Source organism: Rhodococcus antarcticus (assembly GCF_026153295.1).
Classification (GTDB): domain Bacteria; phylum Actinomycetota; class Actinomycetes; order Mycobacteriales; family Mycobacteriaceae; genus Rhodococcus_D; species Rhodococcus_D antarcticus.
On sequence record NZ_CP110615.1, the window covers coordinates 3570207 to 3594682 of the forward strand.

Consider the following 24476-nt stretch of genomic DNA (forward strand, 5'->3'; position numbering starts at 1 on the left):
CGTCACCGGAGCCCCCTGACCCTGGTCTTCACGCCCGGAACAGCGTTGCGACCAAGGCCGTCCAGCCGGTCTGGTGGGTGGCACCCAGTCCCTCGCCGGTGTCGCCGTCGAAGAACTCGGTGGACGTGGGGTGCGCCGACCACACCGGGCCGGCGCTGGACTCGATGCGCTGCCCGTCCGCCGGGCGCACCCCGTCGACCGGCCGGAACAGCGAGCTCAGACCGCGCTCGATCGTGTCCGCCGCCTGCTCCAGGGTGCGGACGTTGCCCGAGCCGGTGGGCACCTCGATGGTGAACGAGTCCCCGAAGTGCCGGCCGTCGGTGTGCAGCGCGTCGACCGGCAGCACGTTCACCGGGAACCACACCCGCCCGCGCCAGTTGGAGCTCCCGCCGAACAGCCCGGTCCGTGACTCCCCGGGCTCGTGGCTGGTCGAGGAGTTCTGGCCGCCCACCTGCGCGGTCACCGTCTCCCGGCACGCCGCGGACAGGGAGCCGATACCGTGCGGGGACAAGAGCTCCTCGCGGTCGAACACCTTCTCCAGGATCCGCCGCAGCCTCACCGGATCCAGCAGTCTCCTAGCGCCCGTGCGTGATTTCTGGACCCAGGGCACGAGCTTTTCTGCACAGCCGGGGCGGGCGGCCTCGACCTCGCGCGGGTGGTGATCGTCACCGGGTGCCGTCGGTGCTGGTCACCGGCCCGGTGCCGCCCCCGGCCGGCCGTCGCTCAGCGCGCTCCCAGGATCGTGGTGGACCCTCGGGACACGTGAGCCAGACCCCCACCGCCCCGTTCGGCACCCTCCCGGACACCGAGCCCGTCCCCACCTCGCGCCCGGTCGCGCCGCTGCCGGCCCCGCCCCCGCTGCGCAGGCGCCTGCGGCTGCCGGTGCTGACCGCCGCGGCCGCCGTCGCCGTCCGGGTGCTCGGCGCCCACCAGGGGCCGCTGCTCGCCGACGGGCTCCGCGCGGCGGCCGTGGCCCTCGCGGCCGCAGCGCTGTTCGTCGGCCTGGCCGTGGTGACCATCCGTCGGCTGGCCCACGAGCTCGACGCCGCCGCCGGGGAGCGGCTCGGGCCCGCCCGGGCGTCGGTCGTGGGGGTGGTGGCGGCCGTGCTGGGCTACGGCTGCACCGGGCTGCTCACCCTGACCATGCTCGACGTGCCCGTGCAGCAGCTGCTGCTCGGCGGGGTGGTGACGGGGGTGGTGCTCGGCATCGCGGCGCAGCAGACGCTGGCGAACCTGCTGGCCGGGGGCGTGCTGATGATGTCGCGACCGTTCACCGTCGGCGAGCAGGTCACCGTGCACTCGGGGGCGATGGGCGGGCCGTTCACCGGCGTGGTGCTCGGCGCCGGGCTGACCTACGTGCGGGTGCGCACCGAGGAGGGTGTGCTGCAGCTGCCCAACGCGGCGCTGGTCAACGCGGCGATCGTGGCGTCCCCCTCGCCCTGAGCCCGGTGCGTGAGGGGTCGCGAGCGCGCAGCCCCTACCCGCTGTTGCGCAGGGCCGTGGCCAGTCCGTTGATGCTGAGCTGGATCCCGCGGTGCACGTCGGAGCCGTGGTCGCCGCCGCGCCAGCGCGCCAGCAGCTCCACCTGCAGGTGGTTCAGCGGCTCCAGGTAGGGGAAGCGGTGGTGGATCGACCGCGCCAGCGCCGGGTTGTCCGCGAGCAGGTCGCCACCGGTGATCGCGCGGTGCATCCGCACGGTCCGCTCGTGCTCGTCGGTGATGGCGCCGAACACCCGGTCCCGGAGCTCGACGTCGGTCACGAGCTCGGCGTACCGACGGGCGAGCCCGAGGTCGGACTTGGCCAGCACCATCCCCATGTTGGACAACGTCGTGCGGAAGAACGGCCACCGGGCGTGCAGGTCGGAGAGCTGGGCCAGCCGGGCGTCGTCCCCGCCCACCCAGTCCTGCAGCGCCGTCCCGGTGCCGTACCAGCCGGGGAGCATGATCCGGGCCTGCGACCAGGAGAACACCCACGGGATGGCACGCAGGTCGCTGATGGAGCCGCCGGCCTTGCGCGAGGGTGGGCGGCTGCCGATGTTGAGCTCGGCGAGCTCGCCGACGGGGGTGGCCTGGCGGAAGAAGTCGACGAACCCCGGGGTCTCGTGGACCAGGGCGGCGTACGCGCGCCGGGCCCGCGCGGACAGGTCGTCGAGCACGGCGTAGGCCGCCTCCGGCTCGTCGCCGAGGCCCTCGACGTCCAGCAGCGAGGACTCCAGCGTGGCCGCGACCAGCGCCTCGAGGTTGCGCCGCGCCAGGGCCGGGTCGGCGTACTTGGCCGCGATCACCTCCCCCTGCTCGGTGATCCGCAGCGAGCCCGCCACCGCACCGGGGGGCTGGGCCAGGATCGCGTCGTAGCTGGGGCCGCCACCGCGCCCGACGGTGCCCCCGCGGCCGTGGAAGAAGCGCAGCCGGACGCGGTGGGTCCTCGCGACCTCCACCAGCTCCTGCTCGGCCCGGTACAGGGCCCAGTTCGCGGCCAGGTACCCGCCGTCCTTGTTGGAGTCGGAGTAGCCCAGCATCACCTCCTGGCTCTCGCCCCGGGCGGTCACCAGCGCCCGGTAGGCGGGCACCTGCAGCGCGGCGTCGAGGGTGGCCGCGCCCTGCTGCAGGTCCTCGATGGTCTCGAACAGCGGCACCACGCCGACGGGGCAGCTGGGCGCGGCGCCGTCGACCCCGGGGTTGAGCAGGCCCACCTCCTTGAGCAGCACGGCCACCTCCAGCAGGTCGCTGACCGAGGAGCACATGCTGATGACGTAGTTCGGCACGGTCCGCGGCCCGAGCAGCCGCACGGCGTCCGCGGCCGCCGCGACGATGGCCAGCTCGCCGGCGGTGGTCTCGCTGAGCTCGGCGCGGGGTCCGACGAGCGGACGGCGAAGGGTCAGCTCCTGCGCGAGCATCGCGACCCGCTCGTCCTCCTCGAGCGAGGCGTAGCCCGGGTGCACCCCGGCCCAGGCCAGCAGCTCGGCGACGACCTCCTCGTGCACCGAGGAGTTCTGCCGCAGGTCCAGCCCGCACAGGTGGAACCCGAACACCTCGACGGCGGTGTCGAGGCGGGCGAGGCGGTCCTCGGCCAGCGCTCCGGCGCCGTGGCTGCGCAGCGAGGTGTCCAGGGTGGCGAGGTCGGCGCGCAGCTCCGCGGCGTCGGTGTAGGGCACGGTTGCGGGGATCTCGTCCCGGACGAGGGCGAGGGTGGCCCCGAGCCGGTCACGCACCCCGCGGACCGCGCGCCGGTAGGGCTCGTCGGCCCGGAACGGGGAGCTGTCCCCGGAGGCCTCGGCCAGGGCGTCGAGCTCGGCGGTCGGGGTGATGAGCCGGCTGGACAGCGAGAGCTCCGACTCCAGCGCACCCAGCTCGGCCAGGTGGTGCTCCAGCGCCTTGGTCGCGTGCTCGCGGGTGGCCAGGGCGACGACGTCGGCGGTGACGAAGGGGTTGCCGTCCCGGTCGCCGCCGATCCACGAGCCGGGCAGCAGCACGGGGGTGGGGAGCAGGTCGGCGTCGGGCCACCGCTGCGCCAGCGCGGCACGGACCTGGGTGTTCACCGCGGGCAGCACCTCGAACAGGCTGAGGTCGTAGTAGCGCAGGCCCTCGGTGATCTCGTCGGTCAGCCGCAGCCGCGACAGGCGCAGCAGCGCGGTCTGCCACAGGGTGAGCACCTGCCGCCACAGCGCCGCGTCCCAGGCGGCCTGCTCCGCACCCTCGACGCCGGCACGGTCCCGGGTGCGCAGCAGCTCGGTGACCCGGCGCTGCACCTCGAAGACGGTCTTGCGGCGCACCTCGGTGGGGTGCGCGGTGATGACGGGGGAGACCAGCGCGCCGGCGAGCTCGCGGGCCACCACGGCGGGGTCGAGGTCGGCGGCGTCCAGCGCGGCGAAGGTGGCGTCCAGCGAGCCGGGCTGCGGGGGCGACCCGGCGCGGCGGTGGTGGGTGCGGCGGCGGTCGTGGTGCAGGTCCTCGGCGAGGTTGGCCAGCAGGCTGAAGTGGCTGAACGCGCGGACCACGTGCAGCGCGTCGCGGGGCTCGAGGGTGGCGAGCCGGGCGGCGAGGGTGTCGCGGTCGGTCTCGCTGCGCCGCACGCGGAACGCCTCGGTGCGGGTGGACTCGACGAGGTCGAAGATCCGCTCGCCGGCCTGCTCGCGGATGACCCGGCCGAGGACGTCGCCCAGCAGCCGGGTGTCGGTGCGCAGCGGGGCGTCGTCGGTGCGGTCGTCGGCGGGGGTGGGCTCGGCGGCGGTGGTCGCTCGGGGGTCCGTCACGACGTCGATCTTGCCGGGTGCGCGTTTCGGGCGGGTTGCGCGGACGGGGCCGCAGGCCTACATCGGGGGCGCGAGGGTCAGCTCCGGGGCGGGCTGGGGGCTGTCGGTCTCGGCGGCCCGGACGACCTCCGGCGAGGCAGAGCGGGTGAGCAGCGCGGTCGCCTCGGTGCCGAAGCGGGGGTCCTCGGGCACGTAGAGCGGCTTGGGGACCTGCGGGAACGGAGCGCTCGCGGCCGCGGCTCCGGCCCCGGGCTGGAGCAGCGGAAGGTAGGCCGGTGTGCTGCCGGTCAGGCGGGTGCGCTGCTCCTCCAGCGCCCGCACCGCCACCCGCAGCCGCAACCAGCGGTGGCGCTCCCAGCTCGGGCGCACCTCGTCGTGGCCCGGGGACCCCTCCGCGCCGGGCGACACGGTGGTGAAGCGCTGGCGCAGCCGGGCCCCGGCGAACGCCCCGCGCAGGGCCAGCGAGGCGATGGTGTCCCGCGCCATGAACAGGTTGGTCCCGCCCTCCGCGGGGCGCTGGCGCACCCACGCCACCCGGCCGCGGGTGCTGGGCATCCCGGTCTGGGCGGTGTCGCGCCACGAGCGGGCGGTGTCCACGATCGCCCCCACCAGCCCGAGCACCGACGCCCCCACGGGCACCGAGGGCGGCAGGCCGGACTGCCAGTCCTCCGGCAGCCACACGTCCTGGTGCTCGAACCCGTCCGGGTGCGGGCCGAGGTTGAGCCCGAAGGTGGGCCACTCCGGCAGCAGCGTGTCGAACAGCTGCACGGGGAAGTTCGACGTGATCCCGCCGTCGGAGAACCACACCGCCTCGGCGACGGGTCGCGCGTCGGTCTGGCCGTCCGGGGGCCAGTGCAGCACGGCGCCGTCGGCGCGCAGGGTGTGCCCGCCGTCGTCGCGGACCCCCGCCACGTGGCGCAGCCGGTACATCCGCACGGCGGTGAACAGCACGGGCAGCGCCATGCTCATCCGCACCGCGAGCACCACCGGCAGGTCGGCGGGCTCGGGCAGCGGGTGCACGGTGATCGGCGCCCAGCTGCCGTCGCGCCGCTGCACCTGGGCGTGCACCCCGTTCCCGGGTGGGCACAGCTGGCTGGCCAGCGCGTCCCCGAGCAGCTCGACGAGGTCGGCGTGGTCGACGTGCAGGGTGGTGCCGGCCCGCTCGCGCTGCACCGCGGTGGACGGGAGCGGGAAGCTGACGGCGCGCTGCTGGGTGAGGTCGGTGGTGACGAGCTCCAGGTTCACCAGCCGGGCGCGCGGGTCGGCCGCGGCCCGCGCCCGGAGCTCGTCGTCGCAGGGGTGGTCGCCGAACCACAGGTCGCCGAAGGTGAGGCTGCGCCCGGGCTGGCCGGCGAGCTCGCTGAGCGTCTCGTCCAGCCACGTGACCACCGGTCGGGGGGCCCCGTCGGCCCGGGTCGCGCCGCTGAGCAGCCCGTGGCCGACCTGCTCCGAGCGCCCGACGAAGCGCGCGGCCACGTAGCCGACGAGCAGGGCCAGCAGCAGCGCGAGCGCCAGGGAGACCGGCACGGCGACCAGCAGGCTCCGCGCGGGCGATCCGCGCCACACCCCCAGGGCTCCCTGCACGGCGAGCGCCCCGACCACGAGTGCGGCCCAGGCGCCCAGCGCGGTGCGGTTGACCGGGGTGTCGACCGCACTGGTCACCTCCAGCAGGCGGCGCTGTGGTCCGGGCCGCTCCAGCAGGCGGGCCCGGGTCCTGCGCGCGGACCGCAGCGCCGCGGCCTGCACCACCAGCCCGACCACCCCGGTGAGCAGGGCGGTCAGCGACCCCAGGTGGCCGAGCGCGGCGAGCGTCCGGGGGCCCGGTCCCCCGCCGCTCCCGGGCAGCAGCGCCGCCGTCGTGGCCACCGCGGCTGCGACCACCACGAGCGCGGCCAGGGCCCAGCGCCACCCGAACGCCACCACGGCCAGGGGCACCGCCGCCCAGTGCCGGCGGCGCATCACCGCCGTCACCACCGGCCACAACCGCCGGGTGGCGCGGGCCGGCTGGAACAGCTGCGCCAGGCGGTAGCGCTCCGGTCCGGTCGCCCCAGCAGACCCCGCAGCCCCCGCAGCCCTGGTCGTCCCGTCGAGCTCGGTGAGCCAGGCGACGATGTCCGCGAGCCCGGCGAACCCGGTGTGCACGTGACCCTGCGCCACCGCGTCGGCACCGGGCGACTGCTGGGCGGTGCCCGCAGCCAGCCGGCTGCGCCCCAGCTCGGCCGCCGCGGTCGCCGAGGCCGCGATCGCCCCGGCCGATGCCCCGCCGACGTTGCGCACCCGGAGCCGTCGCGCCACCTCGCACACCGCCAGCGGGTAGACCACGCCGGAGGTGGTGCCCCCGCGCATCGTGAGGTCGACGCTGCGGGCGCGGTAGGTCCGCAGGTCCGCTGCCCCCAGATCGTCCAGCGCGTCGGTGTGCGTGCGGTCCACCAGCGCGGCGGTGGCCGGGTCGAAGGCGTACGTCGCGTCGGCCTGGTAGCCCTGCGTCGGCGGGAGCGGGGTGGGCGGTCCGTCGGCGTCGGCGGTGATCCCGTCGGGCAGGTAGGGCTCGTGCAGCCACGTGGCGGGGGCCCCCCCGGTCAGCAGCGCGCGCAGCGCGTCCCGGGCCGCCGGACCACCGTGCACCGCCATGACGACCTCCTCGCCGGGCCCCTGCGGCCTGATCGTGGACCTACTCTGCGCAGATGACCACGGGCCGTCCTGACCTCGAGACCCTGGCGGCCGCGCAGTACGTGCTGCTGACCACCACGCGGCGCAGCGGCACGCCCGTGCCGACGGCGGTGTGGGCCGCGCGGGAGGGTGCCGAGCTGCTGGTGTGGACCGTGACCGGCTCCGGCAAGGTCAAGCGCATCCGGCACACCCCGGCCGTGACGGTGGGGGTGTGCGACCGCCGCGGCACGCCCCTCGGCGACGGGGCCGCGGCCACCGCCCGCCTGCTCGAGGGCGCGGACGCCGAGCGGGCGCGCACCGCCATCGCCGGCAAGTACGGGGTGCTGGGGAGGCTGACGATGCTGGGCAGCCGGCTGCGCCGCGGGTCGGCGGGCACCGTGGGGATCGCGCTCACCCTGGACTGAGGAGCTCACTCCTCGGGCGGGACGGCCACCGCCCGGACCCGACGGCGCAGCACCCACGCGAGCGGGACGCCCAGCACCACCACCACCACCAGCACGAAGGGCAGCAGCGCCCCGAGCACGGTGAGCCCCGTCCCCACGGCCGTGGTGAGCGCGGACCAGCCGGTCTGCAGCCCGCCGAGGAAGCCCGTGCGGGGGGGCTCCGCGGCCGCCACCACCGACGTGCGGCGCAGCTCGACGGTGAGCGTGGCCAGGTCCACCCGGCCCTGCACGTCGGCCTGCTGGGCCTGCAGCGCCTCCAGGTCGGCGGTGCGGCTGGTCAGCGCCTCCTCGAGCGCGACGACGTCGGCCAGCGAGGTGGCCGAGCCCATCAGCGCGCGCACCCGCTGCACGCTGGCGGACTGCGAGCTGATCCGGCTGGCGACGTCGGTGAGCGTGCCCTCCACGTCCTGCGCGGTGCGGGTGCGGCTGACCTCGGTGCCGACGGCCGCCACCTGGGCCACGGTGTCGTCCAGCGGGCCCGGCGGCACGCGCAGCACGAGCACGGCGTGCGCCCGACCGCTGGTGGCGCCGGCCAGGTCCACCTCCTCGGAGCCGATGGACCCCTGGGCCCGGGCGGCCACCTCCCGCACCTGCCGGGCGGCACCGGCCAGGTCGTCCACGGCCACCACCACCCCGGCGGTGAGCACGTGCCGGGCGGACGTGGCGCCGGTGGCCCGGCCGGGGGACGCCGTCCCGGAGGCGTCCACGCCGGCGGGGACAGGTGCCGCACCGCCCACGGCCGTCACGCCGGAGGTCTGGTCGGCGCCGGCGGAGCACGCGGTGGCCAGCACCCCGGTGAGGAGCACGCAGGCGAGCAGGCGGGCGGTTCTGGTCATGGCGGGTCCTCCGGTCGGTGGCGCGGTCACGGGGAGGACGGGTCCACGGCGCCGGAGGGTTGGCGGTGGCCGGTCGCGGTCGGGCCACAGCTCGGACACGGACCGGTACGCCGGTCACGGCTGCGCACGCGCCACACGGAGCCCGCCCGTGCACCATGCTGGGGCTCCGACCGCGGACGGAGGTGCAGGCATGGGCGAGGAGACCGGACCCGCGGTGCCGCGCCCCGGGCGGCGGCCGGACTTCACCGACGCCCACATCGCCGCGGTGCTGCGGGCGGCGGCGGCCCGCTCCGGTGACCCGCTCTCGGTGGCGCAGTACGACGCCGGCCGGCACGAGCCCTCCAGCGCCCGGATCATCCAGCGCTTCGGCTCCTGGAGCTCGGCCTGCGCGGCCGCGGGGCTCAGCGCCCGCAGCGCCAGCCGCACCTACACCCGGGCGTTCGACGCGGCCACGGTGGCGGCGGCGGTGACCCGCTACCTCGCCGAGCCCGGCTGCACGGGGTCCTACACCGGGTACGCGGAGTGGGCCAAGCGCACCGCGGGCGCCCCCAGCGCGCAGACCGTCCGCAACACCCTGGGCTCGTGGGCGCAGGCCAAGGCGGCCTCCGGGGCGGACGGACGCGCGCCGCAGGAGTAGAACGGCACCATGATCCCCTCGCTCACCGGAGAGCTGACCGGCACGCACGGCCGCATCGCCACCCGCACGTGGCCCAACCTGGAGGCCGACCACCTCGTCCTGCTCGCGCACGGCTACGGCGAGCACGTGGGCCGCTACGAGCACGTGGCGCAGGTGCTCGTCGAGCACGGCGCCGAGGTGTGGGCCCTCGACCACACCGGGCACGGGCTCAGCGACGGGGACCGCGCGGTCATCCCCAGCTTCGAGGACGTCGTGACCGACCTGCACCAGCTGGCCGACGAGGCCGTCGATGCGCGCCCCGACCTGCCGATCGCGCTGGTCGGGCACTCCATGGGTGGTCTCATCGCCGCCCGCTACGCCCAGCGCTACCCGGCCGAGCTCGACGCGCTGGTGCTCTCGGCGCCCGTGCTGGGCCGCTGGGCGGCGGTGGAGCACCTGTTGTCGCTGGAGGAGGTGCCCGACGACCCGCTGGACGTCACCACGCTCTCCCGTGACCCGGCCGTGGGGCAGGCGTACTCCGCCGACGAGCTGGTGTGGCACGGGAAGTTCCAGCGGCCGATGCTCGAGGCGCTGCAGGTGGCGCTCGAGACCGTGAACGCCGGGCCCGTGCTCGGTGACCTGCCGACGCTGTGGCTGCACGGCGGGGCCGACCAGCTCGTCCCCATCGAGGACACCCGCACCGGCATCGCGCACATCCGCGGCACCCTGCTCGAGGAGCTCACCTACCCCGGCGCGCGGCACGAGGTCTTCAACGAGACCAACAAGGACGAGGTCCTCGACGACGTGACCGACTTCCTCGACCGCGCGCTGGGGCTCACCGAGCCCGACGACGACGACACCGAGGTCGAGCCGCAGGACTGACGCCCGGCAGGATGCGGGCCATGACCTACGACGTCGACCGTGTCCGCTCCTGGTTCCCCGCCCTCACCCGGGGGATCGCCCACTTCGACGGGCCGGGTGGTTCGCAGACCCCCCGCCAGGTGGCCGAGGCCGTCGCCACGACGATGACCGCGGGGCTGTCCAACCGCGGCACGGTCACCGCCGGGGAGCGCGCGGCCGACGAGGTCACCCTGGGGGCGCGCGCCGCGGTGGCCGATCTCGTGGGCGGCGTGGCGGCGGGAGTCGTGTTCGGCCGCAGCATGACACAGCTGACCTACGACCTGGCGCGCACCCTGTCCGGGTCCTGGGGCCCCGGCGACGAGGTCGTGGTGACCACCCTCGACCACGACGCCAACATCCGTCCCTGGGTGCAGGCGGCCGAGGCCGCGGGGGCCACCGTGCGCTGGGCCCGGCTGGATCCCGGAACCGGCGAGCTGCCGCTGGAGGCCGTCACCGCCGTGCTGTCCGAGCGCACGAAGGTGGTGGCCGTGACCGGCGCGTCGAACGTCCTCGGCACCCGGCCGGACCTGCCCGCGATCTCCGCGGCCGCGCACGCCGTGGGGGCGCTGGTGTTCGTGGACGGCGTGCACCTGACCCCGCACGCCCCGGTGGACTGGCCGGCCACGGGCGCGGACGTCTTCGCCTGCTCGCCGTACAAGTTCTTCGGCCCGCACCTGGGGGCGCTGGTGGCCGACCCGTCGTTCTGGGAGGCGCTGCACCCACCCAAGCTGCTGCCGAGCTCCGACGCGGCCCCGGAGCGCTTCGAGCTCGGCACCCTGCCCTACGAGCTGCTCGCCGGGACCACGGCCGCGGTGGACGCGCTGGCCGACCTCGCGCCGTCGGAGGGTTCGCGCCGCGAGCGGGTGCTGGCCTCGATGGCCGCCGCCGAGGAGCACGAGGACGCGCTGTTCGCCAGGCTGCTCGACGGGCTGGCGGGGATCGAGGGCGTCACCCGGCACGGCCGCCCCACCCACGGCACGCCCACGGTGTGGTTCTCGGTGGCGGGGTGCACCGGGCGCGAGGTGCACGAGGCGCTGGCCGCGCAGGGGGTCAACGCCCCGGCCAGCAACTTCTACGCGATCGAGGCCTCCCGGGCGCTCGGGCTCGGGGACGGCGGGGCGGTGCGCGCCGGGCTCGCGCCGTACACGTCGAGCGAGGACGTGGACCGGCTGCTGGCGGGCGTGGCGGGCATCGCGGCCGCCCACGCGCCGGCCGGGGCCCGCGCGTGAGCCGGCGGGTGCTCGTCACCGGGGGCTCGCGGGGCATCGGGGCCGCCATCGCCCGGGGGTTCGCCGCGCAGGGCGACCGGGTGGCCGTCCACTGCGGGTCCAACGTGGACGCCGCGCAGGAGACGGTCGGGGCGCTGGCCGGCGAGGGTCACCTGGTGGTGCAGGCCGAGCTGGCCGACCCCGCCGCGGTGGCGCGGATGGTGGACGAGGCGGTGGCGGGGCTCGGCGGGCTGGACGTGCTGGTGAACAACGCCGGCATCTTCCGGGCGCACCCGCCGCTGGAGACCTCCTACGCCGACTGGCAGCAGGCCTGGACCCAGACCCTCGGGGTGAACCTGCTGGGCCCGGCGAACACGGTGTTCTGCGCCCTCCCGCACCTGGTCGCGGCCGGCGGTGGGGCCGTGGTCAACGTGTCCAGCCGTGGTGCGTTCCGGGGCGAGCCGAACAACCCCGCGTACGGGGCGTCCAAGGCGGGGCTCAACGCGTTCGGCCAGACGATGGCCCTGGTGCTCGCCCCGCACGGCATCAGCGTGGGCACGGTGGCGCCGGGGTTCGTGCAGACGGAGATGGCGCGCGAGGTGCTCGACGGTCCGGGCGGGGACGCCGTGCGGGCGCAGTCGCCGTTCGGCCGGGTGGCCACGCCCGAGGAGGTGGCCGCAGCCGTGCTCTGGCTCGCCTCGCCCGGGGCCCTGTTCAGCAGCGGCACGATCATCGACGTGAACGGGGCGTCCTACCTGCGCAGCTGACCCCCGCGCGCCTCACCCCCGGGCGCGCCTCGCCTCCGGGCGCGCCTCGCCTCCGGGCGCGCCTCGCCTCCGGGCGCGCCTCACTCCCGGGCGTTGTGCGCGCAGAACGTCGTTCCCGGGCCGTTCTTGCGACGTTGTGCGCGCACAACGCGAGCTTGGTCCGGTCCCTCCGCGCCCGCCCGCCGCCCGCCGCCCGCCGCCGCGCCGCCGCCGCCGCCGCCGCGCCGCCGCGCCGCCGCCCGCCGCCCGCCGCCCGCCCGCGCCCGCCGCCCGCCGCCGCCCGCCGTCCGCCGTCCGCGCCGTCCGCCGCCCGCGAGAAGTGCGCGAATCGCGGGCGCGCAGCAGGATGGCCGGGTGCCAGAGCTCCCCGAGGTCGAGAACGCCCGCCAGGTCGTCGAGCACGCCCTGCACCGCAGCATCGTCGAGGTCGACGATCGTGACACCTACGAGTGCCGGCCGCACCAGCCCGGCGAGATCGCGGGCGTGCTCGTCGGAGGCCGGCTCACCGCGGCCCGGCGTCGGGGCAAGACCATGTGGTGCGAGACGCAGACCGCGGACGGCTCCGAGGGACCGACCCTGGGCCTGCACCTGGGCATGGCCGGCCGGATCATCGTCACCGCTCCGGTCGGTGAGCGTGACTCCGCGACCGGTCCGTCCGGGTCGAACGCCTCGGTCTACGGCGGCGACCCGCACGTCGGCGAGCGCGAGACCGACAAGCCGGAGTGGACCCGCTTCAGCATCACCTTCGACGACGGCGGACAGCTGCGGCTGTTCGACAAGCGGCGCCTGGGGCGGGTGCGCCTGGAGCCGGACATCGACAGCCTCGGCCCCGACGCCGCCGAGATCACCCGCGACGAGTTTCGTGAGCGCGTCGGCACGTCCGCCGCCCCCGTCAAGGCGCGCCTGCTCGACCAGGCCGTGCTGGCCGGGGTGGGCAACCTGCTGGCCGACGAGGTGCTGTGGCAGGCGTCGCTGAACCCGGCTCGCCGCGCCAAGACCCTCACCACCGACGAGCTGGACGAGCTGCGGGTGGAGCTGCGCAAGGGCCTCCGCTCGGCGACCAGGCTGGGCGGGGTGCACACCGGCGAGGTGATCAGCTCCCGGCGCAAGGACGCGACGTGCCCGCGCTGCGGCGCCCCCATGGCCCGGGGGACGGTGGGCGGCCGGACCACCTGGTGGTGCAGCCGCGAGCAGGCCTGATCCCCAGGACACCGGCCCCGCTGACCCGGTCCGACGTCGCGGTGGAGGAGGATCCGGCCCCGTGACGACGACGGCGACGAGCACCGACCTGGTGGACCTCCAGCGACGCACGGTGCGGCTGCTCGTGGCCACCCAGGTGGCGGGCGGGCTGGGGATCGGGTCGGCCGTCTCGGTGTCGGGGCTGCTGGCCCTGGACCTGTCCGGCTCGCAGGTGTGGGCCGGGGGCGGTGGGACGGCGGTGACGTTGGGCGCGGCCCTGGTGGCGGTGCCGCTCGCCCGGCTGGCGGGCCGGCGCGGGCGCCGCTTCAGCCTGACCCTGGGCTGGTCGGTGGCGGCGGTGGGCGCGCTGCTGGTGGTGCTCGCGGCGGTGACGAGCGCGTTCTGGCTGCTGCTGGTGGGGCTGCTGGCCTTCGGGTCGGGCAACGCGGCGAACCTGCAGTCGCGCTACACGGCGATCGACCTCGCCCCGGTGACCACCCGGGCCCGGGACCTCTCGGTGGTGGTGTGGTCGACCACGGTGGGCTCGGTGGTGGGGCCGAACCTCACCGGACCCGGGGGTGCGCTCGCGCGCGGCCTGGGTCTGCCCGAGCTGGCCGGGCCCATCCTGTTCTCACTCGCCGGGTTCGTGGTGGCCGGGGTGCTGGTGTGGGTGCGGATGCGCCCGGACCCGCTGCTGACCGCTGTGGCCAGCCGCGCCGCGAGCCTGCCCGTCCGCCCCGCGGGTCCGGCCCTGCCGGCGTCGTCCGCCCTGTCCACCGTGGCCCGGAGCCCGCGGGCGGTGCTGGCGCTGGCCACCATCATCGGCAGCCAGGCCGTGATGGTGTCGGTGATGACGATGACCCCGGTGCAGATGAAGGGTCACGGTGCGACGCTGACCCTGGTGGGGCTGACCATCAGCCTGCACATCGCGGGGATGTACGGGTTGTCGCCGGTGTTCGGGTGGCTGGCCGACCGGTGGGGCCGGGTGCCGGTCCTGCTGCTGGGGCAGGGGACGCTGCTGCTGGCCGCGCTGGTGGCGGGCACCGCCGGGCAGTCCCCGTGGCGCCTGGGCCTCGGCCTGGTCCTGCTGGGGCTGGGCTGGTCGGCGGGGCTCATCTCCGGCTCGACGCTGCTGGCGGAGTCCGTGCCCGACGAGGCCCGCCCCGGGGTGCAGGGCACGTCGGACCTGCTGATGAACCTGGTGGGGGCGTTCGGGGCCGCGGCGTCCGGGGTGGTGATGGCCGTGCTCGGCTTCGGCGGCGTCAACGCGGTGGCCGCGGTGATCGTGCTGCCGGTGCTGCTGCTCGCGGTGCGGGCCCGCCGGGGCTGACCGTCCGGCATGCTGGGCCGACGACGGCAGCGCGGTCGTCGACGAGGGGGGACCTTGTGGTGCGGACGATCCCGGAGCAGCCACGCTTCGCCAACGGTGCCGAGCGGACCGTGTGGGAGGCGCTGGTCGCCCAGTGCGGCCCGGACGACCTGCTCGTGGCCGGGCAGCGCGTCACCGACCACCGCAAGGACTTCGAGCTCGACGTCGTCCTCGCGCTGGCCGACGGCGGCGTGGTCTGCCTGGAGGTCAAGGGCGGGGAGATCACCCACGACGGCACGGGGTGGTCCACGCCGAGTCGCCGCATCGACCCGGTGAACCAGGTGCGCGACGCCAAGTACGCGCTGCGCCGGTACGTGGACGAGGACCCGCGCTGGGGCTCCCGCGGACGGGTGCGGTGGGCGCACCTGGTGGTGCTGCCGCACACCGAGCTGCCGGCGGACTTCGCGCTGCCGGAGTGCCCGCGCTGGTCGGTCGTCGACCGCACGGAGCTCGGCGGGATCGTCGACGCGGCCCGCACGGCGCTGCGCCGCCAGGAGTCGCCGAACCGGCCCGCCACCGCCGAGGACGTCGACGTGCTGGTGCACATCCTCGCCGGGCGGGGCCTGCCGCAGCGCGACGTGGTGGCCCGCGCCCTGGAGCACTCCGACACCGCCGACCAGCTGACCGAGGCGCAGGCGATGATCCTGCGGGTGGCGCGGCTGGTCCCGCGGATCGAGGTGCGCGGCGGGGCGGGCAGCGGCAAGACCCACCTGGCGTGCGAGCAGGCACGACGCCTGGCCCAGGACGGGCAGCGGGTGGCGCTGCTCTGCTACTCCCACGGACTGGCCTCCTACCTGCGCCGGCTCGTCGCCGGGTGGCCGTCGCGGCACCGCCCGGCCTACGTGGGGGAGTTCCACGAGCTCGGGCTGCGCTGGGGGGCCGACGAGGCGCCGGTCGACGCGGCGGAGCACCCGCAGTTCTACGAGCGCGACCTCCCGGCCCAGATGACCACGCTGGCGGAGGGTCTCGCGCCCGGTCAGCGCTTCGACGCCGTGGTGGTCGACGAGGCGCAGGACTTCGCCGACGAGTGGTGGACGCCGCTGCTGGCCGCGCTCACCGACCCCGAGAACGGCGGGCTGAGCGTGTTCAGCGACGAGGGGCAGCGGGTGTTCGAGCGCGGGACCGCTTCCCGCGGGGGCGGTCCGCCGGTGCCGCTGGTCCCGCTGGTGCTGGACACCAACCTGCGCAACACCAAGCAGATCGCGGAGGCCTTCGGGCCGCTGGCCGGGGAGCGGATGCGGCTGCACGGGGCGGAGGGGCCCGCAGTGCGGTTCGTGGCCCGTACCGGGGACGACGTGCTGGAAGCGGCGGACGACGCCGTGGACGCGCTGCTCGAGGCCGGCTGGCGCCCCGAGGACGTGGCCCTGCTGACCACGGGAAGCCGTCACCCCGAGCAGGTGGAGCGTCAGGCCGACGGCCACGAGGCGTACTGGGAGAGCTTCTGGGACGCCGAGCAGGTGTTCTACGGGCACGTGCTGGGCTTCAAGGGCCTCGAGCGGGCGGCGGTGGTGCTGGCGCTGAACTCCGAGGTGGACGCACCGCGGCTGCGGGAGCGGCTGTACGTGGGGCTGTCCCGGGCGCGCGAGGAGCTGGTGGTGTGCGGGGACCCGGCCGTGGTGCGGGCCGTGGGCGGGCAGGCGCTGGCCCGGCGGCTGGGCTGCTGAAAAGCTGCCGCGACTGCTGCGACTGCTGCGACTGCCGCGACTGCCAGGACTGCTACGACTGCTACGGTGCTGGCATGACGAGGGTGATTGCGCACCGCGAGCTGCGGAACAACAGCAGCGCCGTGCTCCGGGACGTCGAGGCGGGTGAGACCATCGAGGTCACCAACCACGGCACCGTCGTGGCGGTGCTGGTGCCGCCGTCCTCCTCGGCCTCTTCGGCCGCCTCGGCGGTGCGGCAGCGACCTGCGACGCGGAGCGGGGGCTTCGCCGCGCTGCCCCGCGTCCGGCTGGACCAGCCGGTGCAGGAGGTCCTCGACGACCTCCGCGGCGACCGGTGATCCTGTACCTGGAGGCCTCGGCCGCGGCGAAGCTGCTCGTCGACGAGGCGGAGTCGGTCGCGCTGGCCGCGCACCTGGACGCCGAGGTGGGCAGGGGCGGTCGGGTGGTGTCCTGCGTCCTGCTGGAGACCGAGCTGCGTCGGCTGGCGGTGCGGGTGGACCTGTCCCAGTCCGCGGTGACCGAGCTGCTCGAGGGCGTGGACGTGGCCGAGCTGGAGCGTGCGGAGTTCCGCACGGCAGGGCTGCTGACCGGGGCTCAGCTGCGCAGCCTGGATGCGCTGCACGTCGCATCCGCACTGCGGTGGCAGGCCGATGCCGTGGTGACCTACGACCACCGGCAGGCCGACGCGGTCGAGGCGGCCGGCATCAGGGTGCTCGTGCCCCGCTGAGCGGGGTCGGCACACCCGGTCAGGGAGCGGTGCGCTCGATCCACGGCTGGACGCTGAGCACGCCCGAGGTGCCGGTGATGGTGATGGTGTCCGCGCCCAGGTCGTACGTCGTCGCGCCGTTGCGGGCGGTGAACCCGGTGGCGGTGGGCACCGGGTCGTCCAGCTCGATGCCGGACCCGTCCGTCGTCCGCAGGCCCTTGTAGTAGTAGCGGTTGTCGGCGGTGCGGCACACCACGATCCGGGACTCCGCGGTGTACCCGGCGAACACGGCGGGGTCGTCGGCGTTGCAGCGTGCGCCGGCATCGGTGAAGCCCTGCGGTCCGGCCCCGGTGACCGGTGAGCCGGCGGCGGGCGTCCGCGTCGCCGTCGTGGTGGGCCGGGGCGTGGAAGGCCGGGGCGTGGTGGTCGCCGTCGTGGTGGGACGGGTCGTGGGGGCTGCCGGCTGCGTGGAGGGGGCCGGTGCCGTCGGGGTGAGGGCGGTGACCGCCGTCGGGGTCGTCGCGCCGGCGACCTGGTCACCTGTGCCGCGTCCGAGCAGCAGCCACCCCGCCAGGGCGGCAGCGCCGACCAGGACCAGTCCCCCGACCACCAGGACCGCCGGGGAGCGCCGTGGGGTCGGCTCGGGCGGGGGCAGGAGGTGGGTGCCCTGCGGTGGGCCAGGTCGCACCTGGGTCGCGGCCGCGGGACCGTCGTCGCGGGCGAGGGCGGCCAGGGCGGGGCCGGCCTCGGCTGCGGTGGGCCGCCGGGCCGGGTCGGCGTCGAGCACCGCCGACAGCAGCGGGGCCAGCGCCCCGAGCTCGCGCGGCACCACCACGCGGTCGGAGATCAGCCGCCCCAGGACCGTCATCTGCGTGGCGTCCGGACCCCAGGCGTGCGGCGCGTGGCCGACCACGCTGGCGTAGAGCGTCGCGCCGAGGGACCACACGTCGCTGGCCGCGGTCGCGGGGCCGCCCCGGGCGAGCTCGGGGGCCATGAAGGACACCGACCCCAGCACCGACCCCACCTCGGTGAGCGCCGGGTCCCGCACGCCGCGCGCGATCCCGAAGTCGGCCAGCTTCACCGAGCCGTCGTCGCCCAGCAGCACGTTCGCCGGCTTCACGTCGCGGTGCACGATGCCCGCACGCCCGGCTGCGGCCAGCGCAGCCGCCACGCCGCTGCCGATGTGCGCGGCCACCCAGGGCTCCAGCGGGCCGCCGTGGGCCACCCGCTGCGCCAGGGACTGTCCGCGCACGAGCTCCATGACGAGGTAGGGCTGACCGTCGTCCACCACCAGGTCGAACACCGTGACGACGTTCGGGTGGTGCAGCCGCGCGGCCACCTGGGCCTCCCGGTGCATCCGCGCCACGCCCTGGCTGTCCAGGGAGTGCACCAGCACCTGCTTCACCGCGACACGGCGGTCGAGGCGCTCGTCCACCGCCTCCCACACCTGGCCCATGGCCCCGGAGCCGAGCAGCGCGCCCAGCCGGTAGCGGCCGTCGAGCAGACCGTGCTCCCTCACCCGCGCCTCCCGCCTGACGACCGCTCTCCGCAGGGACCGTCCCACCTCGACGGGGTGGATCGCCAGCGGCGCGCTCACACGCTCTCGGCGCTGGTCGAGGCTGCGCAGTCCACCCACGACATCGTGACCATCACTCGGCACGGCAGGCCTGCGGCGGTGCTGATGTCGGCCGACGACCTGGAGTCGCTGCAGGAGACCGTGTTCTGGCTCTCCCAGCCGGGCGTGCGGGAGGACGTGGCGTCCGCTGACGCGGCGCTGGCCGACGGGTCCGCGATCTCGGGCGCTGAGCTGCGGGCGGAGCTCGGGCTCGACTCGTGACCACTCCTCTCGAGCTGCGCGTGGGTCCGGGAGCCCGCCGCCAGCTGTACCGGCTGCCGCCCCGGGTCGTCGTCGCGGTCGTCGAGTTCGTGACGGTGACCCTGGTCGAGAACCCGCTCCGGTTGACGAAGCCGCTCGTGGGGGAGCTCGACGGACTGCGGAGCGCTCGGCGCGGTGACTACCGCATCCTGGTCAGGGTGGACGAGGACGCGCACGTGGTGCTGGTGGTGCGGGTGGCGCACCGGTCCGAGGCGTACCGGCCCCCGGCGCCCTGAACGGGCGCCCGCCGAGCGCCAGCGAAACCCGACCCCGACGAGGTCAAGCGTCCGGGTCGTCGGTGGCCTCGCGGTAGTCGGTGGGGACGTCGAGCACCCGGGTCGAGGGGGTGTACCGCGGGTCCTGGCGCACGAGGTCCCACTCGTTGATCCAGGCCCGCACGTGCTGGCGCATCCGGGTGGTGCCCAGCCGCTCCAGCCCGGCCACGTCCGGCGGTGACCAGTCGTGGGCGAGGCCGTGCAGCTGCCGCAGGGTCGCGTAGGCGCGGTCCAGCTCGGCATCGTCCGGGGCGACGAGGCGCACCGCGCTGCGCTCGATGTGCCGCATGCCTGCCTCGGCCAGCGTGGCGAGCTCGTCGTGCTCGGGGGTCTGCTTGTCCCGCAGCTTCGTGGGCACGAGCTCGCGGTCGTGCTTGCCCGCGAGGACCGCGGCCTCGTAGTCGTCGGTGATCGCGGCCACGACGACCACCGGCTCGTCGGAGCCTGCGGTGTCGCCGTCGAGCCAGCGGGCCAGCTCGGCGTAGGAGCGGGCGCGCTGCAGCACGGAGTACCGCCCGATCAGCTCCACCTCGTCGAGCAGCACCACCCACCCGCTCCACCCGGCCGCGCGGAGCAGCCGGGGCAGGAACACCAGGCGCTGCCGGGCCAGCTCGCGGGCCTTGACGGGGGTGAAGGCGTACCGCTTGGCCGCGCCCACCGCCCGCAGTGCCCGCCGCAGCTCCGGCATGGGCAGGGGGTCACCGGCCCAGAACCGGACGAGGGTGTCGCCCAGCTCCTCGTCGACTCCGGCTGCGCCCTGGCGCAGCCGTTCCAGCAGGTACAGCGAGGCCGCGAACCGCTCGTCGAGCTCGTTGCTCGGGGCGTGCAGCCACCGGAGCAGCTCGGCGTAGGCGCTGCTGTCCGGGTCCAGGGCCGTGGCGGCCTCACCGAGAACCTCGTGGACCCCACCCGGCGCGACGGCGGACTCCACCGCGGCGCGCAGCACCTTGGCGGGGTCGTGCAACGGGGTCTCCTTGCTGACCACCACGGTGCTGACGACGAACCCCGCCTGCCCGGCGAGCTGGGCCAGGTGGGTCAGCAGGTGGCTCTTGCCCTCCCCGAACCCACCGCTGACCAGTATCGATCCACGCTGCCCGGACTCCGCCGCGTTCAGGAGGTCGGTGAAGGTGTCCTCCGCCGCGGACTGCCCGGAGCCCAGCGCGAGCACCGCGTCGGCGTTGGGCACCCCCGACCGCAGCGCCTCGACCGCGCGACGGTGCCGCAGCCGCTGCGCCGACCAGGCCGGACCCGACGCGCTCACAGTGCCTCCAGCCGGGTCTCGAGGCGCACCATCGCAGCGAACGGGTTGGGGCGGCGCCGGTCGCGCACCTCGTCGGCCACCCGCAGCTGCAGGGCGCTGTAGGCGGGTAGTCCCCGCACCTCGTCGGTGACCAGCTCGCCGGGCACCACGGCCACCACCAGCACCCCGGCGAGCTCGTCGGTGGCGTCGATCAGCTGGCGCACCAGCTCGTAGGCGTCGATCACCGCGGCCTTGCTGTAGTAGATGCCGCTGCGCTGCTCCAGCGGGGGTCGCCGGCCCTCCGCCAGGCGCTGCAGGTCCAGGTGCAGCACCAGCCCGCCGCGCCCGGTGCGCAGCAGCAGCCGGCCCAGCGAGCAGAGCATGGCCCGGGCGTTGTGCCGCGCGATGCGCCCGAAGATCAGCGCCTCCCTGAGCTCCCGCACCGGCACCTTCTCCCCGCGCAGCCAGCCGAGCACCGCCCGGGCCTGCGCCGGGCTGACGTCGCCGCCGGACATCTCCGCCTGCGCCAGGCGCAGCACCGCCCGGCGCATCTCCCGGGCCAGGGTGGAGTCGTCCAGGACGGCGCGCTCGAGCTCGCGGCGCACGCTCCGGTACAGCTCGCGCGCGTCGAGGTCGTGGTGCGCGGCCACCTCGGCCACGGTCAGGCGCCCGGGCTCGGCGGGCATCCCCGCGGAGTCGTAGGCCGCGGTCAGCACCCCGCGGGCGATCTCGCTCCAGCTGACCTGGGCGGAGGCGGCGAAGAACACCTGGTCGACCATGTGCACCCGGGCGTCCTGGGCGCGGACGTGGACGTGCACCACGTCGGCCTGCTCCGCGGTCGCGGCCATCGCGAGGTGGAAGCGCCGGGCCACGTCCTCGTCGCCGACCACGGTGATCTTGACCGAGCCGCCACCGGCGGGGAGGTAGCCGTCCAGGTACTCCGCGCGGAGGAACTCCGCGTAGTCCTGCACGTGCAGCGGCCCGCCGCCGAGCACCGAGGCGCCGGAGACGGCCGGCGCGCTCATGCGCCCTCGGTGAAGGAGATGCCCCAGTACAGCTTCTGGCGGCCGTCGCGGGCGACGGTGGTCAGCACCCCGGCGCCCTTGGTGCCGGTGCTCGCGTGGAACCGCAGCGTCGCGCCCGAGCGCGTGGTGGTGGTGGCACTCTGGTCGAGCAGGTACAGGTCGCGGGCGAGCTCGGGGCGGGTGTACTCCCGGGCCTGGCCCGGCAGCAGCGTGAGCACCGACCACAGGTCCACCAGCCGAAGGACCGTCCCCGGTGCCCGGTCGTCCTGGGCGAGCAGCAGCCGGTAGCCGGCGGCGAGGCTCTCCAGGAACGGCTCCGGGCGGAACCGCGGCGGGCGGGACTGCGCGGCAGCCAACCGGTCGATCAGCAGGCTGGGGCGCAGCCGCCTCTCGCGCGTGCGGTCGATCTCCACCGCGGCATCCCCGGCGACGACGCGGATCAGCGAGGGGTAGCAGAGCAGCCGGTCGTCGGACTCGACCATCACCACGTCACGGTCGGCGGCCAGGGCCAGCAGCTCGGCGGCGAACGCGCCGGAGGCGAGGTGGGCGGCCTCGTCCAGGGTGAACGACGTCGTCGCCGCGGCGGTGGCGACCGCGGACTGGTCGGCGAGGACGTCGGTGGCGGCCAGGGAGCGACGCAGGTCGCGCAGCGAGCCGGTAGTGGCGGCCGCGCGGGCCTTCTTCAGCTCCCGGGTGAGTGTCGCGGCTGCGCGCAGGGCGGCATCGAGCTGCTGCCCGGTCTCGACCAGGGCTGACTCGAGCGAGGGTGGCTCGAGTGCTCGGGGGTCGCTCACAGGTGGCCCTCTCCTCGGGTGCGGGTTGCCCGGGGGACGCTACCGGGGCGCACCGACAGCTCGGGTCGCGCGAGCAGATCTCGCGCGCCCCCAGGCACGCGACTCAGTCGACGAGCAGGGCGGCCCGGCCCAGCGAGGCGGCCCCGACCACCCCGGCGTCGTCACCGAGCGCGGAGACCACGATGCGCAGCTCCGGCGACGGCCGCAGCATCCACGGCCGGGCCGCCTCCCCGATGCGGTCGGCCAGGTCCTGGCCCAGCTTCTCGGCGAGCCCACCGCCCACGACCACCACGTCGAGGTCGAGCAGGTTGATCGTGGAGCCGACGGCGATGCCGAGGTGCTCGATGGCCCCGTCGAACAGCGTGGTGGCGAGCTCATCCCCGTCGTCGAGGGCCTGCGCCCACACCTTGGACGTGGGGGTCGGCTTGTCCTCGGCCTCCATGATGTCGAACAGCGCGGTCGTGCGGCCTGCCTCGACCATGGAGCCGGCCGTCCCCGCCATCGAGCGTCGCCCGGCGTAGGCCTCCGCGCAGCCGCGGCGCCCGCAGGAGCACAGCGCGCCCCCGGCCAGCACCACCACGTGGCCGATCTCGCCGGCCGCCCCGCGAGCGCCGGTGTAGGGCCGCCCGTCCAGGATCAGCCCGCCGCCGACCCCGGTGCCCATCCACAGCCCCAGCACGTGCCGCGAGCCCTTCGCCGCACCGTCGAGCCACTCACCGAGCAGCCCGACGTTGGCGTCGTTGCCCAGCGCGACGGGCAGGCCGTCCAGGCGGGAGCCGAGCCCGCCGACCAGGTCGACCTGCTCGTGCCAGCCGCCCAGGTTCGGCACGGTGAGCACCTCGCCCTCGTGCACCACCCCGGGGATGCCCACCCCGACGGCCACGGGGTCCTCGCCCAGGGAGCCGATGAGCTCGGCGATGGTGTCCAGCACCGCGTCCGGTCCTTCGCTGGGGGTGGGCGCCTTGGCGCGGCCGTGCACCTTGTGCTGGTCGTCGACCAGGCCGACCTCGATGTTGGTGCCGCCCACGTCGACCCCGGCCACCAGGAGCTGCTTGTTCTTCGCCATGGCCCACTCAAGCACGGGTGGCGGGAAGGGGCGGTGCGGACGGTTCGTGAGGGCAACGGTCCGTCGGGGGTAGGTGACGTGCTGGACGCTCTGGGATCGGGGCGCCCTGCGCATGCTGGGCGTGCAGAGTGCTCCCCGATCAACCGTTCTGATCCGCGAGGCGCTGCGGCAGGCCCAATCGCATGCCTCGACGTCCCAGGGCTCGAGTGCGTCAGCCGGAAAGTCCTTGATGTGGCTGATCGAGTCGGTGAGTGTTTCGTAGCCGACGACGAGACAGTCGCGCACCGCCGCGACCATCAGCTCCCGTGTCCGACGCACCTGCAGCCCGGTGATGTCGGGACGCGTGCGCCGTACGGCCCGGAACGTGTCGTCGAGGATCGACTCGGTCCACCTCGCTGGTGCTGGGGTAGAGCACGCAGGCGTCGTAGACCACCACGAACGCCATCAGGTCAGGCCCAGCTCCTGGGTCAAGGCCGTGAGCTCGTCAGCGTGACGCCGCCGCTGGGCGTCATCGACCGCCCGATAGCGGAGCAGCGACTCGGCGAGCACACGGCGGTGCGTTCCGACCATGCGGTGCTCGATCTCCCCGGCCGTGAGCAGCCCGATCAGGAACGGGCGCGAGACGTTGAGCAGGTCGGCCGCCTCCTGGGTTGTCAGCTCGGCGTTGGTGGGCACCACCGTGACGGACTGCCCGACGGCCATGTGCGCGAGCACCCGTGTCAGCAGGTCGGCGGCGGCACGGGGAAGGGTCAGACGCTCGCCGGAGTCCTCGACGGTGACGACCCACCGGGCCGGACGAGGTGGGGCGCACCGCCAGTGACGAGCGGACGTGGTCGAGGGCGTCCTGGGCGGCGGCGATGTCCGCCAGTGTGGGTGGGGTGCGTACGCGGATCGGGTCAGGTGTCCTCCTCTCCCACGTATCCGCAACAAACGCAGCATTCGAACGGGTGGTGCGCTGCGCTCCGGCGGTAACGGTCAGGTCTGGTGAGCCACGCCGAGCTCGGCAGCGGCGGCGCTGAGCCCCTTGTCGGCGCTCCACAGCACGGCGTCAGGGTCCAGGACGGTGGAGGCGAGGAGCTGGGCATCGACGTACCCGACTCCGCGCCCGTGCAGCGCCTGGGTCTGGATGAACCCCACGAGCTCCGAGTCTGAGACCAGGGGTGCTCGCGGCAGCGCCCCGAGCAGTGTCGACACCTCCGCGTTCCGGATGACCCCACCCAGTGCGAGCTCACCAAGCACCCAGGGGTGGATGAGGACCCGGGACTGCTCGAGCAGGGCCGCCAGGCGCGGGTTGCCGGTCCGGAGGTGGTCCACCCACACCGAGGTGTCGACGAGCACGCTCACGGGGCGGTGCGTCGACGGGGTGCGATCTGCAGCTCCGGCATGGTCCCCCCCAGACGGGCGAGCCGATGCGCACTCTCCCGCTCGATGAGGGCGGTCAGGGCCTCGCGCACGAGCGCCGCCTTCTCGGTGGTGCCGGTGAGTCGCTGAGCCTCCGCCACGAGATCGTCGTCCAGGGCGATTGTGGTGCGCATCGGAGTCCTCCAAGCACGACGAGAAGCATCAGGTGATGCTTGCAAGTATGCCCCT

General features: G+C 75.3%; 25 protein-coding genes. 13 read left to right on the forward strand and 12 right to left on the reverse strand.

What is annotated here, in order from left to right; all coding sequences use genetic code 11:
• Positions 1-28 precede the first annotated feature (28 nt).
• On the reverse strand, positions 29-559 hold the full coding sequence (locus RHODO2019_RS17410; protein WP_265382958.1) for a trehalase domain-containing protein: 531 nt from the start codon (positions 557-559) through the stop codon (positions 29-31).
• Between the two features lie 203 nt (positions 560-762).
• Between RHODO2019_RS17410 and RHODO2019_RS17415 the strand changes: the two genes are divergently transcribed.
• Positions 763-1443 carry a mechanosensitive ion channel family protein gene (locus RHODO2019_RS17415; protein WP_265382959.1) on the forward strand — a complete coding sequence of 227 codons (681 nt, stop codon included), beginning with the start codon at positions 763-765 and terminating at the stop codon, positions 1441-1443.
• Between the two features lie 34 nt (positions 1444-1477).
• Here the strand turns inward: RHODO2019_RS17415 and ppc are convergent, their stop codons facing one another.
• Positions 1478-4183, reverse strand: a complete 2706-nt coding sequence (gene ppc / locus RHODO2019_RS17420; RefSeq protein WP_265384851.1) for a phosphoenolpyruvate carboxylase — start codon at positions 4181-4183, stop codon at positions 1478-1480.
• A gap of 126 nt (positions 4184-4309) precedes the next feature.
• The gene (locus tag RHODO2019_RS17425; RefSeq protein ID WP_265382960.1) at positions 4310-6883 is read right to left on the reverse strand and encodes a patatin-like phospholipase domain-containing protein; all 2574 of its coding nucleotides are present in this window, start codon (positions 6881-6883) and stop codon (positions 4310-4312) included.
• A 53-nt stretch (positions 6884-6936) separates the two neighbouring features.
• On the opposite strand from RHODO2019_RS17425, the gene RHODO2019_RS17430 reads away from it, so the two are divergent.
• Complete coding sequence (locus RHODO2019_RS17430; protein ID WP_265382961.1) at positions 6937-7326, forward strand: PPOX class F420-dependent oxidoreductase; 390 nt, start codon at positions 6937-6939, stop codon at positions 7324-7326.
• Between the two features lie 5 nt (positions 7327-7331).
• Here the strand turns inward: RHODO2019_RS17430 and RHODO2019_RS17435 are convergent, their stop codons facing one another.
• Positions 7332-8201, reverse strand: coding sequence for a DUF4349 domain-containing protein (locus RHODO2019_RS17435; RefSeq protein ID WP_265382962.1), 870 nt, complete (start codon positions 8199-8201; stop codon positions 7332-7334).
• A 190-nt stretch (positions 8202-8391) separates the two neighbouring features.
• Here RHODO2019_RS17435 and RHODO2019_RS17440 point away from each other — a divergent pair, with 190 nt between their 5' ends.
• The 9 genes from RHODO2019_RS17440 to RHODO2019_RS17480 all read left to right on the forward strand — a co-directional run bounded on the left by RHODO2019_RS17440 (position 8392) and on the right by RHODO2019_RS17480 (position 16631).
• Entirely contained in the window at positions 8392-8838 is a 447-nt protein-coding gene (locus RHODO2019_RS17440; RefSeq protein WP_265382963.1) for a homing endonuclease associated repeat-containing protein, read from the forward strand.
• Between the two features lie 9 nt (positions 8839-8847).
• Positions 8848-9699: an alpha/beta hydrolase gene (locus RHODO2019_RS17445; protein WP_265382964.1), complete on the forward strand. Its 852-nt coding sequence runs from the start codon at positions 8848-8850 to the stop codon at positions 9697-9699.
• 20 nt (positions 9700-9719) lie between these two features.
• Complete coding sequence (locus RHODO2019_RS17450; RefSeq protein ID WP_265382965.1) at positions 9720-10946, forward strand: cysteine desulfurase-like protein; 1227 nt, start codon at positions 9720-9722, stop codon at positions 10944-10946.
• The gene (locus tag RHODO2019_RS17455) at positions 10943-11692 is read left to right on the forward strand and encodes an SDR family NAD(P)-dependent oxidoreductase (protein WP_265382966.1); all 750 of its coding nucleotides are present in this window, start codon (positions 10943-10945) and stop codon (positions 11690-11692) included. Before RHODO2019_RS17450 ends, RHODO2019_RS17455 begins: the two co-directional genes overlap by 4 nt.
• A 354-nt stretch (positions 11693-12046) precedes the next feature.
• Complete coding sequence (locus RHODO2019_RS17460) at positions 12047-12892, forward strand: DNA-formamidopyrimidine glycosylase family protein (protein WP_265382967.1); 846 nt, start codon at positions 12047-12049, stop codon at positions 12890-12892.
• A 61-nt stretch (positions 12893-12953) separates the two neighbouring features.
• Complete coding sequence (locus RHODO2019_RS17465; protein WP_265382968.1) at positions 12954-14201, forward strand: MFS transporter; 1248 nt, start codon at positions 12954-12956, stop codon at positions 14199-14201.
• A 56-nt stretch (positions 14202-14257) separates the two neighbouring features.
• The gene (locus tag RHODO2019_RS17470) at positions 14258-15904 is read left to right on the forward strand and encodes a nuclease-related domain-containing DEAD/DEAH box helicase (protein WP_265382969.1); all 1647 of its coding nucleotides are present in this window, start codon (positions 14258-14260) and stop codon (positions 15902-15904) included.
• Between the two features lie 74 nt (positions 15905-15978).
• On the forward strand, positions 15979-16242 hold the full coding sequence (locus tag RHODO2019_RS17475) for a type II toxin-antitoxin system Phd/YefM family antitoxin (protein WP_265382970.1): 264 nt from the start codon (positions 15979-15981) through the stop codon (positions 16240-16242).
• Positions 16239-16631: a type II toxin-antitoxin system VapC family toxin gene (locus tag RHODO2019_RS17480; RefSeq protein WP_265382971.1), complete on the forward strand. Its 393-nt coding sequence runs from the start codon at positions 16239-16241 to the stop codon at positions 16629-16631. The genes RHODO2019_RS17475 and RHODO2019_RS17480 overlap by 4 nt, the downstream gene beginning before the upstream one ends.
• A 19-nt stretch (positions 16632-16650) precedes the next feature.
• On the opposite strand, the gene RHODO2019_RS17485 is transcribed toward RHODO2019_RS17480, so the two are convergent.
• Entirely contained in the window at positions 16651-18129 is a 1479-nt protein-coding gene (locus RHODO2019_RS17485; RefSeq protein ID WP_265382972.1) for a serine/threonine-protein kinase, read from the reverse strand.
• 54 nt (positions 18130-18183) lie between these two features.
• Here RHODO2019_RS17485 and RHODO2019_RS17490 point away from each other — a divergent pair, with 54 nt between their 5' ends.
• Together RHODO2019_RS17490 and RHODO2019_RS17495 are read left to right on the forward strand one after the other, a co-directional pair.
• Positions 18184-18447 (forward strand): type II toxin-antitoxin system Phd/YefM family antitoxin, encoded by a 264-nt coding sequence (locus RHODO2019_RS17490; protein ID WP_265382973.1) that lies wholly within the window; start codon positions 18184-18186, stop codon positions 18445-18447.
• Complete coding sequence (locus RHODO2019_RS17495) at positions 18444-18722, forward strand: type II toxin-antitoxin system RelE family toxin (RefSeq protein WP_265382974.1); 279 nt, start codon at positions 18444-18446, stop codon at positions 18720-18722. Before RHODO2019_RS17490 ends, RHODO2019_RS17495 begins: the two co-directional genes overlap by 4 nt.
• 43 nt (positions 18723-18765) lie before the next feature.
• Here the strand turns inward: RHODO2019_RS17495 and RHODO2019_RS17500 are convergent, their stop codons facing one another.
• From RHODO2019_RS17500 to RHODO2019_RS17530, 7 genes are all read right to left on the reverse strand, one after another.
• Positions 18766-20022, reverse strand: a complete 1257-nt coding sequence (locus RHODO2019_RS17500) for a BREX system ATP-binding domain-containing protein (protein WP_265382975.1) — start codon at positions 20020-20022, stop codon at positions 18766-18768.
• Positions 20019-21026: a BREX system ATP-binding domain-containing protein gene (locus RHODO2019_RS17505; protein WP_265382976.1), complete on the reverse strand. Its 1008-nt coding sequence runs from the start codon at positions 21024-21026 to the stop codon at positions 20019-20021. Before RHODO2019_RS17505 ends, RHODO2019_RS17500 begins: the two co-directional genes overlap by 4 nt.
• Positions 21023-21820 carry a hypothetical protein gene (locus RHODO2019_RS17510; protein WP_265382977.1) on the reverse strand — a complete coding sequence of 266 codons (798 nt, stop codon included), beginning with the start codon at positions 21818-21820 and terminating at the stop codon, positions 21023-21025. Before RHODO2019_RS17510 ends, RHODO2019_RS17505 begins: the two co-directional genes overlap by 4 nt.
• Before the next feature lie 103 nt (positions 21821-21923).
• The gene (locus RHODO2019_RS17515; protein WP_265382978.1) at positions 21924-22886 is read right to left on the reverse strand and encodes an ROK family protein; all 963 of its coding nucleotides are present in this window, start codon (positions 22884-22886) and stop codon (positions 21924-21926) included.
• Positions 22887-23330: 444 nt separating this feature from the next.
• On the reverse strand, positions 23331-23600 hold the full coding sequence (locus tag RHODO2019_RS17520; RefSeq protein ID WP_265382979.1) for a helix-turn-helix domain-containing protein: 270 nt from the start codon (positions 23598-23600) through the stop codon (positions 23331-23333).
• Between the two features lie 261 nt (positions 23601-23861).
• Entirely contained in the window at positions 23862-24230 is a 369-nt protein-coding gene (locus RHODO2019_RS17525) for a type II toxin-antitoxin system VapC family toxin (RefSeq protein ID WP_265382980.1), read from the reverse strand.
• A complete protein-coding gene (locus tag RHODO2019_RS17530) occupies positions 24227-24421 on the reverse strand; it encodes a type II toxin-antitoxin system VapB family antitoxin (protein ID WP_265382981.1) in 195 nt (64 codons plus the stop codon). The genes RHODO2019_RS17525 and RHODO2019_RS17530 overlap by 4 nt, the downstream gene beginning before the upstream one ends.
• Positions 24422-24476 lie beyond the last annotated feature (55 nt).